This is a genomic window from Sphingomonas sp. IC081, assembly GCF_006874585.1.
Lineage (GTDB): Bacteria > Pseudomonadota > Alphaproteobacteria > Sphingomonadales > Sphingomonadaceae > Novosphingobium.
The window spans coordinates 3,190,027-3,204,349 of the sequence record NZ_CP029761.1 but is presented as its reverse complement, the minus strand read 5'-3'; the positions used below and the strand labels follow the sequence as shown (position 1 = coordinate 3,204,349).

General features: G+C 66.6%; 12 protein-coding genes. 5 read left to right on the top strand and 7 right to left on the bottom strand.

Going from position 1 to position 14,323, the window contains the following annotated elements:
• Window positions 1-19: 19 nt before the first annotated feature.
• On the top strand, window positions 20-1,351 hold the full coding sequence (gene gltX, locus DM450_RS15080) for a glutamate--tRNA ligase (protein WP_142636102.1): 1,332 nt from the start codon (window positions 20-22) through the stop codon (window positions 1,349-1,351).
• A gap of 159 nt (window positions 1,352-1,510) precedes the next feature.
• On the opposite strand, the gene DM450_RS15075 is transcribed toward gltX, so the two are convergent.
• The 3 genes from DM450_RS15075 to DM450_RS15065 all read right to left on the bottom strand — a co-directional run bounded on the left by DM450_RS15075 (window position 1,511) and on the right by DM450_RS15065 (window position 6,345).
• Window positions 1,511-2,293 (bottom strand): 3-hydroxybutyrate dehydrogenase, encoded by a 783-nt coding sequence (locus DM450_RS15075; RefSeq protein WP_142636100.1) that lies wholly within the window; start codon window positions 2,291-2,293, stop codon window positions 1,511-1,513.
• Entirely contained in the window at window positions 2,290-3,498 is a 1,209-nt protein-coding gene (locus tag DM450_RS15070; protein WP_142636098.1) for a patatin-like phospholipase family protein, read from the bottom strand. Before DM450_RS15070 ends, DM450_RS15075 begins: the two co-directional genes overlap by 4 nt.
• 96 nt (window positions 3,499-3,594) lie before the next feature.
• The gene (locus DM450_RS15065) at window positions 3,595-6,345 is read right to left on the bottom strand and encodes a [protein-PII] uridylyltransferase (RefSeq protein ID WP_142636096.1); all 2,751 of its coding nucleotides are present in this window, start codon (window positions 6,343-6,345) and stop codon (window positions 3,595-3,597) included.
• 185 nt (window positions 6,346-6,530) lie between these two features.
• On the opposite strand from DM450_RS15065, the gene lgt reads away from it, so the two are divergent.
• The 4 genes from lgt to DM450_RS26255 are packed head-to-tail and all read left to right on the top strand — an operon-like array spanning window position 6,531 to window position 9,016.
• Window positions 6,531-7,442, top strand: coding sequence for a prolipoprotein diacylglyceryl transferase (gene lgt, locus DM450_RS15060; RefSeq protein WP_142636094.1), 912 nt, complete (start codon window positions 6,531-6,533; stop codon window positions 7,440-7,442).
• Window positions 7,439-8,491, top strand: coding sequence for a class I SAM-dependent methyltransferase (locus DM450_RS15055; protein ID WP_260609901.1), 1,053 nt, complete (start codon window positions 7,439-7,441; stop codon window positions 8,489-8,491). Before lgt ends, DM450_RS15055 begins: the two co-directional genes overlap by 4 nt.
• A gap of 16 nt (window positions 8,492-8,507) precedes the next feature.
• The gene (locus DM450_RS26260; protein WP_260609900.1) at window positions 8,508-8,777 is read left to right on the top strand and encodes a hypothetical protein; all 270 of its coding nucleotides are present in this window, start codon (window positions 8,508-8,510) and stop codon (window positions 8,775-8,777) included.
• Window positions 8,774-9,016: a hypothetical protein gene (locus DM450_RS26255; RefSeq protein ID WP_260609899.1), complete on the top strand. Its 243-nt coding sequence runs from the start codon at window positions 8,774-8,776 to the stop codon at window positions 9,014-9,016. The genes DM450_RS26260 and DM450_RS26255 overlap by 4 nt, the downstream gene beginning before the upstream one ends.
• 214 nt (window positions 9,017-9,230) lie before the next feature.
• On the opposite strand, the gene DM450_RS15045 is transcribed toward DM450_RS26255, so the two are convergent.
• The 4 genes from DM450_RS15045 to DM450_RS15030 all read right to left on the bottom strand — a co-directional run bounded on the left by DM450_RS15045 (window position 9,231) and on the right by DM450_RS15030 (window position 14,318).
• Window positions 9,231-10,997, bottom strand: coding sequence for a bifunctional metallophosphatase/5'-nucleotidase (locus tag DM450_RS15045; RefSeq protein ID WP_142636092.1), 1,767 nt, complete (start codon window positions 10,995-10,997; stop codon window positions 9,231-9,233).
• A 63-nt stretch (window positions 10,998-11,060) separates the two neighbouring features.
• Complete coding sequence (locus DM450_RS15040; protein ID WP_142636090.1) at window positions 11,061-12,278, bottom strand: serine hydrolase domain-containing protein; 1,218 nt, start codon at window positions 12,276-12,278, stop codon at window positions 11,061-11,063.
• A 53-nt stretch (window positions 12,279-12,331) separates the two neighbouring features.
• On the bottom strand, window positions 12,332-13,144 hold the full coding sequence (locus tag DM450_RS15035; RefSeq protein WP_142636087.1) for a TauD/TfdA family dioxygenase: 813 nt from the start codon (window positions 13,142-13,144) through the stop codon (window positions 12,332-12,334).
• A 70-nt stretch (window positions 13,145-13,214) separates the two neighbouring features.
• Window positions 13,215-14,318 carry an acetamidase/formamidase family protein gene (locus DM450_RS15030; protein ID WP_142636085.1) on the bottom strand — a complete coding sequence of 368 codons (1,104 nt, stop codon included), beginning with the start codon at window positions 14,316-14,318 and terminating at the stop codon, window positions 13,215-13,217.
• Between the last annotated feature and the right edge of the window lie 5 nt (window positions 14,319-14,323).

The window sequence follows — 14,323 nt, the reverse complement described above, 5'->3', positions numbered from 1 at the left end:
CGCCGTAATCGCGCTGGCCATGACCGTTACGCGCTTCGCTCCCTCGCCCACCGGGCACCTTCACGTCGGCAATATCCGCACGGCGCTGCACAACTGGCTGCTGGCCCAACAGGTAGGGGGCAAGTTCCTGCTGCGCATCGACGATACCGACGCGGCGCGCTCGAAAGAGGAATATGTGGACGGCATCCGCGCCGACCTTGCCTGGCTCGGCATCGCGTGGGTGGGCGAGGAGCGCCAGTCGGCCCGTTTCGCCCTCTACGAGCGTGAGTTCGAGCGGCTGAAGGCTGCGGGCCGCGTCTACCCCTGCTGGGAGACGCCGCAGGAACTGGAACTGAAGCGCAAGGTCCTGCTCGGGCGCGGGCTGCCGCCGATCTACGATCGCGGCGCGCTGACGCTGAGCGAGGACGAAAAGGCCGCGAAGATCGCCGCCGGCGACCTGCCGCACTGGCGTTTCCTGCTCGACCACGCGGAGCCGATCGTCTGGGAGGACGGCATCCGCGGCACGCAGAAGTTCGATCCCGCGCAGATCAGCGATCCGGTGATCCGCCGCGCCGATGGTTCGTGGCTCTACATGCTGCCCTCGGCCATCGACGATGTGGACATGGGCGTGACGCAGATCCTGCGCGGTGAGGACCATGTGTCCAACACCGCCGCGCAGGTGCAGATGTTCACCGCGCTCGGCGCGCCGGTGCCCGCCTTCGCGCACGAAGCGCTGCTGGTCGGCAGCGAGGGCAAGCTCTCCAAGCGCCTTGGTTCGCTGGGCGTTGCCCATTTCCGCGAGCAGGGCATCGAGCCGCAGGCGGTCGTCGCGCTGCTCGGGCGCCTCGGCACCAGCGATCCGGTCGATCCGTCGCTTGATGCACAGGCGCTGGCATCGGCCTTCGATCTTGCCCGCTTCGGCCGCGCGCCCGCCCGTTTCGACGAGGCGGAACTGGAGCGCGTCAATGCCGCTGTCGTGCACGCCCTGCCATTCGAGGCCGTTGCGGCGCGTCTGCCTGAGGGCATGGACGCGGCGGGCTGGGAAGCGGTGCGCCCCAACCTTGCGCATGTGCACGAGGCGGCGGACTGGTGGAGCGTCGTGACCGGGCCGGTCGCGGTGCCCGACCTTGGCGAGGAAGACCGGGCCTATCTTGCGCAGGCGGCCGATGTGCTGGCCGGGCTCGAATGGGATCAGGCCATCTGGAAGGCGCTGACCGGCGCGCTCAAGGACATGACCGGCCGCAAGGGCAAGGCGCTGTTCCTGCCGCTGCGTCTGGCGCTGACAGCGATGGAGCATGGGCCGGATATGGGCGCCTTGTTGCCGCTGATCGGCCGGGATGCGGCTTTGGTGCGGCTGCGTTCGGTGGCTTGATCCAACCCGACATAAACCACCCCGTCATCCCCGCGAAGGCGGGGATCCCGCTGTTCTTGCGGCATACGAAAGGTCGCGGAAAGAAAGCGGGACCCCCGCCTTCGCGGGGGCGACGGAGTGGTTTTTTGAAAGCCGTGGATTCGAGCCTCGCGGGCCCGCCTACTCCATGAACCAGCCGTGCGAGGCGATCAGCGACTGCCCCGTCAGCGCATTGGTCTCGAAGCCTGCAAAGAACAGCGCCACTTCGGCGATGTCGTCGACGGTGGTGAACTCGCCGTCCACGGTCTGGCCGAGCATCACCCGGCTCACCACTTCCGCTTCGGAAATGCCCAGTTCCTTGGCCTGTTCGGGGATCTGCTTGTCCACCAGCGGGGTACGCACGAAGCCGGGGCAGATCACGTTGGTACGCACGCCCTTCTTGCCGCCTTCCTTGGCGATCACGCGGCTGAGGCCGAGCAGCCCGTGCTTGGCGGTGACATAGGCGGATTTCAGCGGGCTGGCTTCCTTCGAGTGGACCGATCCCATGAAGATGATCGATCCAGACTTCTGCGCATACATGTGCGGCAGCACCGCCTTGGAGGTGAGGAAGGCGCCGTCGAGGTGGATCGCCAGCATCTTTTTCCAGTCGGAAAAGGCGAACTGCTCCACCGGGTTGACGATCTGGATTCCGGCGTTGGAGACCAGCACGTCCACCGTGCCCCAGGCCTCGACCACCTTGGCGACACCCGCGTTCACCTGCTCCTCGCTGGTCACGTCCATGGCGACGGCCAAGGCCTCGGTGCCGTACCTGGCCTTGATATCGTCGGCGGCCTTCTGCGCGGCGTCCAGATTGAGGTCGGCGATCGCCACTTTGCCGCCTGCCGATGCGTACTTGTGGGCGATCGCGTTGCCGATGCCGCTGGCGGCGCCGGTGACGATGCAGGACTTGTCCTTCAGCTTCATGTGACCTCTTCTCCTTGTGTGCCCTCGGGCCGCACCCTCGGCATTCTTGTTCCGTGTCCGTTGACAGGGCGGTCGGCCGCCAGGTCGAACGTCATGATCTCGTCGGGCTTCAGGTGGCGCCCGGTCCAGTCCGGCTTGCCCAGCGACCAGAGCGCGTCGGCCTTGCCTGCCTCCCAGTGCTCGGTAACCGTCATTCGTGAAAATTCGTAGTCTTTCGACATGGTTTCATAACCGCGCGGGCGGTTGATCAGGTGCATGACCGCGACCGCCCCTGCCGGGCGGCAGCCGAGCAGGTGGGCAAGGTCGGGATCGTCCCGCAGCTCTTCGGGCAGCTTGCGGTAGAGGCGCTGGGCGGCGGCGCGCATCTTCTGGAGCTGCTTGGACAGGTCCGTGTTCATGCGCGTGCGGCTGGAAAAGCGGATGTCCTTCTCGCGCTGGGCGATGTCGGCCATCGTCTTGGGCATGACCCCGCGCGAGGGGAACAGGTCGACCTGGTACACCGTCATCTCGCAGGGGCTGCGGTTGTCGAGCACGTATTGCAGCGGGGTGTTGGAGACGAGGCCGCCGTCCCAGTACCATTCGCCGTCGATCTCCACCGGCGGGAAACCGGGGGGAAGGGCGCCGCTGGCCATCACGTGTTCGGGGCCGATCTGGCGCTCGCTCTGGTTGTCGAAGTAGATGAAGTTGCCGGTCATCATGTGGACGGCGCCGACCGCAAAGCGGGTTTCGCCGTGGTTGATGCGGCCGAAATCGACCAGATCGAGCAGGGTCTGGCGCAGCGGCGTGGTGTCGTAGAAGCTCAGGCGGCCGATATCGCTGGGCCATTCGGGCAGGGGCGTCGGAATGCGCGGGGTAAAGAAACCGGGAATGCCGAAAGTGGAGGCCCAGGCGGAGGACGTCTCGTTGAAGGCGCGGCGGGCAAAGCCGTTGCCGACGTCCAGTTTGTAGAGCAGTTCCCGGCTGACGCCCTGCCAGAAATCGCGCAGCCGCCCGACGCGGTCTTCCGGCGCATTACCCGCGATGATCGCGGCATTGATGGCGCCGATGGAGATGCCCGCCACCCAGTCCGGTGTGTGACCGGCTTCGCTCAGGGCTTCGTAGACACCGGCCTGATAGGCCCCCAGCGCCCCGCCTCCCTGCAAGACGAGGACCGACTGGTGATCACCCAGATCGTCAAAGGAAGCGGTGGTCTTGCTGGCATTCATGGGCAGGGTCCTGCGCATGGGGATGTTGCGATGCAATAAGTGGGCAACAAGTGGGCCCGCGCGCGGTTCCTTTCAAGCATGAATTTTATAGCGAAGTCAGGCGGCGACCTCGGTCAGGTTACCTTCGCTCGCCGCTTCCAGCAGGCGCCGTTCCAGCGCCTTGATGCGGCTCGTCGAGGTCAGCTTCTCGCCCAAGAGGTCGGTGACGTAGAACGTGTCCGCCGCGCGCTCGCCGTAGGTGTCGATATGCGCGGAATGGACCATCAGCTTGCTCTCGAACAGGGCGTGGGCCAGCCGGTTGAGCAGCGCCGGGCGGTCGCGGGCGTTGACTTCCACCACGGTGAGCCGGTTCGAGGCCTTGTTGTCCACCAGCACGCGCGGGCGCACGTCGAAGGCATCGGCGCGCGGCCGGGCATCGGGCTTGGCGACCAGCTGGGGCAGGATCTTGATGCGGTTGGCCAGGGCATTCTCGATCGAGGCGCTGAGGCGGGCGAGCTGGGTATCCTCGCTGAACGGGCGGCCCAGCGGGTCCTGGATCAGGAAGTTGTCGACCGCGCGGCCGGTACGCGTCGTGTGGATGCGGGCGTCGATGATGTTGCCGCCGGCCAGATGGATGCCCCCGGCGATGCGGTAGAACAGGCCGGGGTGGTCGGAGGCGATCACCGTCACCAGCGTCGCCCCGCGCGCCGGATAGTATTCACTGAGGATCGACAGCGGCTCGTTGCGCGAGGCGCTGAACTGGGCGAGGTTGCGGGCGATCACATCGTCCGGCTCGGCGATCCAGTAGGCATCGGCGAACTGCGGGCCGAGCTCCTCGATCAGTGCCTGGTTGGCGGGGTCGCGGGCGATCACCATTGCCTTCTTCGCCGCGACGCGCTTCTCGCGCCCGAATTCCACGTGGCCGAGGCGCAGGCGTTCCTCGGCGGCGCCGTACAGCTCGGTGATGAGCTGGCGCTTCCACGAGTTCCAGGTGCCCGGACCGACCGCGCGGATGTCGACGATGGTGAGGACCGTCAGCTGGCGCAACCGGTCCACCGACTGCACCACGGCGACGAAGTCGCTGATCGTCTTGGCGTCCGACAAGTCGCGCTTGAACGCGGTGGCGGAGATCAGCAGGTGGCGCAGCACCAGCCAGGAGACAAGTTCCGTCTCCTCCTCGTCCAGCCCGAAGCGCGGGCACAGCTTGAGCGCGATCTCGGCGCCGAGTTCGGAATGGTCGCCGCCGCGGCCCTTGGCGATGTCGTGCAGCAGCACCGCGGCATAGAGCGCGCGGCGCGAGCGGACCTTGTGGATGATCTCGTGGCTGAGCGGATGGTCCTGCTTGAGCTCGCCCTTCTCGATGCGCGAGAGCAGGCCGATGGCGCGGATCGTGTGTTCGTCCACCGTGTAGTGGTGGTACATGTCGAACTGCATCTGCGCGTTGACGCGGCCGAATTCGGTGACGAAGCGGCCGAACACGCCCGCCTCGTTGAAGGAACGCAGCGCCGTTTCGGGATTGTTGCGGCTGGTGAGCAGCTCCATGAACAGCGCATTGGCGCGCGGGTCGCGGCGGACTTCATCCTTGATCAGGGCGGCATCGCGCGAGACGAGGCGCATGGTCTCGGGATGGATTTCGAGCCCCTCGCGGTCGGCCAGCACGAAGATCTCGATCAGGCGCACCGGATCGGCCTCGAACCAGGTGTCGGCCGGGGCCATGATGCGGCCGCCGAATACCTTGTATCCCTTGACCATGCGCGGCCGGGCCCGGAAACCCGCCAGCAGCCCGCGCGGCTGCTTCTTCGCGATCTGCTCGTCGAGCTGGGCCAGGAACACGCCGGTCAGGGTGCCGACCACCTTCGCCTGCAGGAAAAACATCTGCATGAAGCGCTCGACCGCGCTTTTGCCGGGGCGATCGGCGTAGTTCATCCGCATCGCCACTTCGCGCTGGAGGTCGAAGGTCAGCCGGTCCTCGGCGCGGCGGGTGATGGTGTGGAGGTGGCAGCGCACCGCCCAGAAGAAGTTCTCGGCGCGGCGGAACGCGCGGTATTCCTTGTGGGTGAGCAGGCCGACATCGACGAGTTCGCTGGGATCGCGCACCTTGTGGATGTACTTGCCGATCCAGTAGAGCGTGTGCAGGTCGCGCAGGCCGCCCTTGCCTTCCTTGACGTTGGGCTCGACGACATAGCGGCTGTCGCCCATGCGCTTGTGGCGTTCCTCGCGCTCGGCCAGTTTCTCGACCACGAACTGCCGCTCGGTCCCGGCAACGACATCGCGCCAGAAGCGCGCGCGCACTTCCTCGTAGAGATGCTGGTCGCCCCAGACGTAGCGGCCTTCGAGCATGGCGGTGCGGATCGTCAGGTCCGAGCGGCTCATGCGCACCATGTCGTCCACCGAGCGGCTGGAGTGGCCGATCTTGAGCCCGAGATCCCACAGGAAATAGAGCATCGCCTCGATGATCTGCTCGCACCAGGCGGTCTGCTTGATCGGGGTGACAAAGGCGAGATCGACGTCCGAATGCGGCGCCATCTCGCCGCGCCCGTAACCGCCCACGGCGATGATCGTCAGGCGCTCGCCGGTGGAACGGTTCATCGCCGGATAGACATGGGTGGAGACGTGATCGTGGATGATGCGCAGCAGCTGGTCGACCAGATAGGCCTGCGCCTCGGCCACTTCGTGCCCGGCCGAAGGCTTGGCGACGAGGCGGCGGGCGATCTCGGCCCGGCCATCCTCCAGTGCGGTGCGCAGCAGTTCGACGATCTGCCTGCGGCCCTTGGCGGCGCTTTCGCTGGCGACAACGGCTTCGATGGCCTCGACCAGCGCGCGGCGGTCGATCACGGAACGGGGCGAAGGGATGCGGATCACGCTCATGTCAGGCGGTATCTAGTCGTTCCAAAGGGGCAGGGAAAGGCAGCGCAGCGCGGCGCAAGCGTCGATTTTGCCGGCAAGTTCCTAAAACGAGCCTACCAACCGCCCCAAGGCTATGCCAGAAGGCGCGGCAATGCACCCGTTCGCGCCGCCTGGCCGAACGCGCCACAAGATACGAGGTCGAGCACTTGTCGCTGATTTCCCTTCTCGCCGATGCCGCGCAGGCCGTGCCCGGCACTCCGGCGCACCAGCCGATCTACTGGGTCAATCTGGGACTGCGGAAGGGGATCGATCTCGGTTTCTTCACCTTGCGCTACTACTCGCTGGCCTATCTGGCGGGGATCATGCTGGGCTACTGGCACCTGACGCGGATGATCAAGGGGGCCGGCGCGCCGCTCGCCCAGCGCCACGCCGACGACCTGTTCTTCTACTGCACGATCGGCATCATCCTCGGCGGACGCCTTGGCTACGCCACGTTCTACACCGGCGGCGATACCGGCATTCCCAGCCTCTGGGCCGATCCCAAGGCGCTGATGTCGCTGTGGAACGGCGGCATGAGTTTCCACGGCGGGCTGATCGGCGTGCTGCTGGCGATGGCCTGGGTCTCGTGGCGCGGCAAGCTCAACCTCATCCGCGTGGCGGACTACATCTCGGTCTGCGTGCCCTTCGGCATGATGTTCGGGCGCCTTGCCAACTTCGTCAACGGCGAGCTCTGGGGCCGGGTCGTCACCAATCCGGACCTGCCCTGGGCGATGGTCTTCCCCGACGGCGGACCGCTGCCGCGCCACCCCAGCCAGCTCTACGAGGCCGGGCTTGAAGGCCTGGCGATGATGATCATCATGCTGACGCTGTACTGGAAGACGCGCGCACGCTTCCGTCCGGGCCTCATGGTCGGCGTCTTCACCACCGGCATCGCGGCGGCGCGCTTCACGGTCGAGTTCTTCCGCGAGCCCGATGCCCAGCTGCGCGAATTTGCCGAGCATACCGGCCTGTCGATGGGCCAGTGGCTGACGATCCCGCTGATCGTGCTGGGCCTGATGCTGATCGCCCGCGCGCTGATGCGCCCGGCGCTCGCCAGCGGCCGACCGGTCGCGGCGTGACGCGGCATCGCGGCGAGCCGCTGGGCGAGATCTTCCGGCGGCTGATCCAGACCTACGGACCGATCTCGCTGCTGCACTACATGGGCGAATCCAACGCGCGCTACTATGCGGGCAAGGATCCGCTCGGCAGTGCGGGTGACTTCATCACCGCGCCCGAGATCAGCCAGATGTTCGGCGAACTGATCGGCCTCTGGCTGGCCGACATGTGGAGCCGGGCGGGCAGTCCCAAGGTCCACTACGTCGAGCTTGGCCCCGGCCGCGGCACGCTGGCGCGCGATGCGCTGCGCACGATGGCCCGGTTCGGGCTGACGCCCGAGGTCCATTTCGTCGAGGGCTCCACCGCCCTGCGCGCGCTCCAGCGCGAGGCAGTGCCCCAGGCGCAGTTCCACGACGATCTCGGCACCCTGCCGGCCGATGCGCCGCTGCTGCTGGTCGGCAACGAGTTCCTCGACGCGCTGCCGGTGCGCCAGCTGGTCAAAGCGGAAAACGGCTGGCGCGAGCGCATGGTCGACTGGGCCGAAGACCGCTTCCGTCCGGTTGCCGGTGACAAGCCGATGGATGCGGCGGTGCCGGAGGAATGGCAGGACGCCGCCGAAGGCACGATCCTCGAGACCTGTCCGGGCGCGGCGGCGGCGGTGCAGGAAATCGGTCACCGGCTTGCCGCGCAGGGCGGCACCGCGCTGCTGATCGACTATGGCTTCACCCAAAAGCAGACCGGATCGACGCTGCAGGCGCTGCGCGCGCACGAAAAGGTCGATCCTTTCCTGTGCCCCGGCGAGGCGGATCTCACCTGCCTGGTCGATTTCGCCACGGCCGCCGAAGTGGCGGAGGCGAGTGGTGCGCGCTGGCTCGGTACCATCAGCCAGGGTGCTTTCCTGAACGCGCTAGGCATCGCGATGCGGGCCGAGAAACTTGCCGCTTCGGCGCCGCAGCACGGCGATGCTATCAGGACCGCATTGGAGCGGTTGGTCGGCGATGAGCAGATGGGCAGTCTGTTCAAGGTGATGGGCCTCGCCGGGCCCGGCTGGCCGCAGGGCGCCGGGTTCTGAAATAGCAGGGGGCATCATGCACGACACGGTCAAGGGCGTAACCGCACAGCAACTCAAAGGACCCGACCGGCTCGAACGCATGCTGGGCCTTCTCTCGCTGGTGATGCTGGCGGTGATCCTCGTCGCGGTCATGCGTGGCAGGGCGGAATGGGCGCAGATCCCCGGCATCGTCTGGCTTCATCTGGCAACGATGCTGACCGCGCTGGCGCTGACGCCGATGTGCTCTGGCGGCGGCGCGGCGACGGGCGGCACCGCGTGCTCGGCTACGTGTGGAGCGGGGCGATGATGGCGACCGCGATCGACAGCCTGTTCATTCGCGGCAGGAACGGCGAGTTCAGCGTGATCCACTTGCTCTCGGCCTTCGTGATCGTGATGGTGCCGGTGCTGGTGCTTTCGGCTCGCAGCCACCGCGTTGCCCGCCATCGCCGCACGGTGCGGGGTCTTGTCATCGGCGCGTTGCTGGTCGCGGGGATCTTTACGTTTCCCTTTGGGCGGTTGCTGGGGCGGTGGTTGTTCGGGGCTTAAGAGGGAAAGAGGAAAGTCCTGGGGCCCTGCGACAAGCTCAGGAGATCCCCCAGACCCTCGGAGCGTCTTCGTTGCGCCTCGCCTATCCGTAGTGCGCTCCTGGCGGCGCAGCCAATAAGTCTCCCCGCGCCACCATGGGCGCGCAACGCTGTTGGTCCGCGTGACCTGGACGGTATTGGGGGTGCAGGGGGTATTAACCCCCTGCTTTTCCCTTTTACTTCGCCTGAGACGTCCGATCCTCCGCAGGCACCTTGCGCATCGGCACGGCCGAGAGCCAGTCCTCGAAGGCCTCGATATCGATCGGACCGTTCACCCGCTCGGTGCCGTCCTTGAAGCCCGCGAAGCCGTCGCCGCCTTCGGCCAGGAAGTTCACCACCGAGACGCGGTAGCTTTTCGCCGGATCGAGCGGTTTGCCGCCGAGGGTGATCGCGGTCACGCGCGCGCCGGAAGGCCGGTGCATGTCGAAGGCGATCTTCATCCCCTCGCTGGGCGCGAGGACCTGCTTGTCGCCGGTATCGTCCAGCCCCTGCTCGACGGTGGCGCGGATCTGGGCGCCGGTCAGGGTCATCGTCACCACCTGGTTGTTGAAGGGCGTGACGGCGTAGATCTGGCCGAAGGTCACAGTGCCGTCGGCAGCGGGCACCAGCGAGGTGCGGATGCCGAAGGGGTTCACGAAGGCGATCTGCGCGCCGTACTGGCGGGTGGCGGCCAGCTGCGAATCCGCGATCAGCGCGCCCAGCGAACCACCGGCGCCGACGCCGCCTTCGCTTTCCTTCTCCATCGGGCCGGAAACATGGCCGACCGGGCGTTCGACCAGTTGCAGCGAGGCGTCCTTGTAGCGCTTCACATAGGCCGAGACATCGGCGCGCGGCTGGAACTGCGGGAAGGCCGTGGTGGTCGCAACCGGCCCCTTGCCCGAAGTATAACCTTCCGACTGGACGATCACGTTGTGCGCCTTGCGGTTCACCAGCTTGTGCGTGACCGGGTCGAAGTCGAGCGTGATGTCGGTGACGAGCTTGCCGTAGACGCCCGCGCTGGTCAGCAGGATCGGGCCGGCGGCGGCATTGGCGGTATAGTTGCAGACATAGGCCCAGTGGGTGTGGCCCGAGACGACCACGTCGACGCCGGGGTTCAGGTGGTCGAGGATCGGCTGGATGTCGCCAGCTGCCTCGTTGCATCCATTGGGATCGCCCGCGCCCTTGGAGCGCAGGCCCTGGTGGATCAGCACGACCACGGCATCGGCCCCGGCGGCTTTCAGCGCGGGCACGGCGCGGTTGATGGTCTCGGCCTCGTCCTCGAACCTGAGGCCCGCCACGCGGTCCGGCGCGACGAGGGTGGGGATCGACTTCAGCGAGAGGCCGACGAAGCCGATGGTGATCTTGCGATCGCCGCTGCCGAAGGTCTTGAGCCCGGTGCCGGGGAACAGCGTCGAACCGTCCGGCATCACCGTGGCGGCGGCGAGGTACTTGTAGCGGGCGCCTTCGAACTGTTCGAGCTGGCATGGCTGGAAGCGGGTGTTCCTGGCGCAGCCGCCGTCCTGGAGGCGCTTCAGTTCCTGCCAGCCGCGGTCGAACTCGTGATTGCCCACCGCGTTGAATTCGAGGCCGATGCGGTTCATCACGCCCACCGAAGGCTCGTCGAGATAGAGCGAGGAGGCGAGCTGCGAGGCGCTGGTGAGGTCACCTGCGGCCACCACCACGTTTTCGGGATGCTCGGCTTTCAGCGCATCCACCGCCGAGGCCAGCCACGCCGCGCCGCCTGCGGGAACCGAGATTTCGTTGCCCTTGCCGTCGGGCGCGTCCACCGTCTGCTTCGGCGGTTCAAGGGCGCCGTGGAAGTCGTTGATGGCGATCACGCCGATCTCGATCGGGGCCTGCGCGGCGGGCGCTGCCGCCTGATGGTGGGCCTGCGGGGCGGCGCAGGCGGAAACGAGAAGGGCGGCGACGAGCGGCGCGGCGCGTGCGGTGCGGAATCGGGTCATCGCACGGCTCTATCGGATCGATGGAGGGCGCGCCAAGGACGTTTTTTGCATTCGCGAAGGGGTTTAGCGTGCGGCCACGGCCAATGCCGCCCGGTCGAGCGCCTCGCGCAGTTTCCAGGTGCGTGCCTCGAAGGTGCCGGGGGTCAGTTCGTTGGTCATCAGGATGGCGACAAGGCCGTGTGTCGGGTCCGCGAAGAAGTAGGTATTGGCCGATCCCGACCAGCTTCCCGCCCCCACCGGCAGCCCGCCGCGCGCCTCGGTGCCGGCATCGCCCACGGCAAGGCCATAGCCGAACGGTGCATCGAGATGATCGCCGCCGCCGGTGCGCAAGCGGGGCCTATACATGGCATCGACGGTCTCGGCCCTCAGCAACCGGCGGCCGTGCCACGCGCCGCGACCCGCCAGCATTTCCGCGAAGTGGCGATAGTCCTCCAGCGTCCCCGCCAGCGCGCCGCCACCGTCACGCAGGCGCCGGGGATCGCGGTATTCGGAGGTTTCCGGGCGGTCCACCGCCTTCAGCCCTTCTGCCGTCGCGACATAGCCGGTGACGAGGCGCGGGGCCTGTGCGTCGCTGACGACAAAGGTCGTGTCCTTCATCTCCAGCGGATCGAGGATGCGGGTCTTGAGGAACGTATCGAGGCTCTCGCCCGAGACCCGTTCGATCACGGCGCCCAGTACCGTGGTCGAGAAACCGTAGCTGAAACGCGCGCCCGGCTGGTGCAGCAGCGGGGCCTTGCCCAGCCGTTCGACAAGCTGGTCCAGCGTGGCGGCAGGGGCGATCTGCGGCCTGGTACTGGCGACGGCAGTGGCGCGGGCGACGCCGTTTTCGCGGTACCACCGCTGCACCGGGGTATCGCCCATGAATTCGTACGTAAGGCCGGAGCGGTGAAGCAGCAGATCCTCGATAGTGACCGGACGCGCGGCGGCAACGGTGACGGCGGGATCGGCGGCGCTGCCGTCCCAGACGCTGAGGTCCGCCATTTCGGGCAGATACTTGCCGATGGGATCGGAAAGCGAAAGCTTGCCCTGCTCCATGAGCATCAGCACGCCCACCGAAGTGATCGGCTTCGACATCGAATAGAGCCGGAAGATCGCTTCCTCGGCGATCGGCTTGCGGCTTTCCACGTCGGCATAGCCGGTCTTGAGGCGGATCAGCGGTTTGCCGTGCTGTTCGATCAGCACCAGCGCCTGCGGCAGTTCGCCCGCCGCGACCATGGCGTCCAGTTCGGACTGGAGCGCCTGTGCCGCCTTGCTGGGGGGCGGCACAGGCGCGGTTGCCACCGCCGGGCTCGTGAGGGCAAGCACCGTGGCGGCAAACAGTAGGGCGGATTTCGTTAAAATGGCTTATCGCCCGCAACCGTGACCCGGAAACCGGACCGCACTTCGGGGAAGTAATCCCAGACCGCGAAGTGCTGGGTGCAGCGGTTGTCCCAGAATGCCACCGAGTGCTTTTCCCAGCGGAAGCGAACCTGGAAGTTTGCGTCCTTCACATGCTCGAACAGGAAGTCGAGCACGGCCTTGCTTTCGGGGCCGGACAGTTCGTTGATTTTTGTCGTGTAGGACGAGTTCACGAACAGCAGCTTGCGTCCCGTCACCGGATGGGTGCGGATCACCGGGTGCGAATTGCAGGGATAGGTCCTGGTCGAATCCGGGAAGATAGCCTTGTAGACGGGATTGGCGTCGTGAACGGCGGTCAGCGGATCGAGGAAGGCCTTCATCGCCGGCGAAAGCGCGTCGTAAGCCGCGTACATGCTGGCAAACAGCGTGTCGCCGCCGTCTTCGGGCAGGGTGTGCAGCGTCAGGATCGATCCCATCGGCGGCTCGGCATCGGCGGAAAGGTCCGAATGCCAGTTCTCGCCCGCGACAAACTTCGAGTTCTCATCGGCATGGATGGCGACGACTTCGGGATGATCGGGCAGGCCTGCCACGCCCGAGTGGATCGCCAGTTGTCCGAAGGCGCGGCCAAGGGCCTTGTGCGCGTCATGGTCCATGGGCTGGTCGCGGAAGAACACCACCTGGTGCTTCATCAGCGCGTCGTGAATCTCGGCAAAGGCCTGATTGCCCAGCGGCCTGGTGAGGTCCACCCCGAAGATTTCCGCGCCGATGCGCTTGGTCATCGGGCGCACGTCGATCAGTTCATAGCCCATTTCCGGCGGCTCCAGTGTAACGCTTCCTATGGCTCGTGCCGGACGGGTCCGCCCGGCACGAACGTCCTGTTCAGTCTTTCGCGACCGGATCGGCCACGCTGCCCTTGTGCGGGAAGATGCGGCGCTCGATCCGGCAATGGATGCCCTGCGTGCCGTCCACCACTTGCGTCACGCCGAAGTCGGCGGCGACGCTCATCAGCGAATAGCCGTCGTTGCGCGACAGGCCCTGATGCTCGGTCAGCAGGTGCAGCATGTCCATCGATGCGGACTTCATGGCGACGTCCAAATTCTCGCCGAAGCCATGGACGATCCAGCAATCGGGCGTTTCCAGCAGCGGCGAGGGGAACGAGAAGTCCTTGCGCAGCACGATCTGGAACAGCACGTCGAGCGAGGCCTCGATCGCGGTGCCGCTGATCTCGCCATCACCCTGCGAAACGTGGGGATCGCCGATCGAGAACAGGCCGCCCTTGACCTGCACGGGATAATACATCGTCGCCCCGGCGCCGATGCGCCAGTTGTCGATATTGCCGCCGTGAAGGCCGGGGGGGATCGTGCTCACCGGATCGTTGACGGCGGGCGCCACCCCGGCGGTGCCGAGATGCGGGCGCGCGGGGATGGTGATGCCGGGCAGCGCGGTGGAGCGGTCGCATTCCGGGCAGTGGGTGATGCGGCCGGGAACGAGGTACTTTTCCTCCACGTCATAGGCATAGAGCGCGGCGGCGGTGTTGGCGGTGGGATCGAGCTTGTAGATCGTCACCCGCTCGGTCTGGCCGAATTCCTCGTAGAGATGGCCCCAGTTGGCCGCGAGGTTGGAGCCATAGTTGAAGCGCGGCTTCATCTGGAAATAGCGCACTTCCAGCATGTCGCCGGGCTCGGCGCCCTCGACGTAGATCGGCCCGGTCATGATGTGGCAGCCCGGCGCGCGGGTGGCCGGATCGATCTCGGTGAAGATGCGGCGGATCTCGTCGTCGAACATCAGGTCCGGATCGTCGCCCGCATGATGGGTGACCGCCTGCGCCATGATCAGGTCGCCGCTCTTCACGGTGAGCGCCGGCTTGATCTCGGGCGAGAAATAGCCCCAGTGCACCGTCTCGGGCGTGGCCCTCAAGTGGTGCAGCGCGCCGGGTTGGACGGGGTCCTTTTCAAGCGCGGGCTTAAGGCTGATCAGTGCCATCGAAA

Coding starts and splice junctions, on each gene's coding strand:
- DM450_RS15035 (WP_142636087.1), bottom strand. CDS start 13,144: ATGGGCTATGAACTGATCGACGTGCGCCCGATGACCAAGCGCATCGGC.
- DM450_RS15065 (WP_142636096.1), bottom strand. CDS start 6,345: ATGAGCGTGATCCGCATCCCTTCGCCCCGTTCCGTGATCGACCGCCGC.
- DM450_RS26260 (WP_260609900.1), top strand. CDS start 8,508: ATGCACGACACGGTCAAGGGCGTAACCGCACAGCAACTCAAAGGACCC.
- gltX (WP_142636102.1), top strand. CDS start 20: ATGACCGTTACGCGCTTCGCTCCCTCGCCCACCGGGCACCTTCACGTC.
- DM450_RS15030 (WP_142636085.1), bottom strand. CDS start 14,318: ATGGCACTGATCAGCCTTAAGCCCGCGCTTGAAAAGGACCCCGTCCAA.
- DM450_RS26255 (WP_260609899.1), top strand. CDS start 8,774: ATGATGGCGACCGCGATCGACAGCCTGTTCATTCGCGGCAGGAACGGC.
- DM450_RS15075 (WP_142636100.1), bottom strand. CDS start 2,293: ATGAAGCTGAAGGACAAGTCCTGCATCGTCACCGGCGCCGCCAGCGGC.
- DM450_RS15070 (WP_142636098.1), bottom strand. CDS start 3,498: ATGAATGCCAGCAAGACCACCGCTTCCTTTGACGATCTGGGTGATCAC.
- DM450_RS15045 (WP_142636092.1), bottom strand. CDS start 10,997: ATGACCCGATTCCGCACCGCACGCGCCGCGCCGCTCGTCGCCGCCCTT.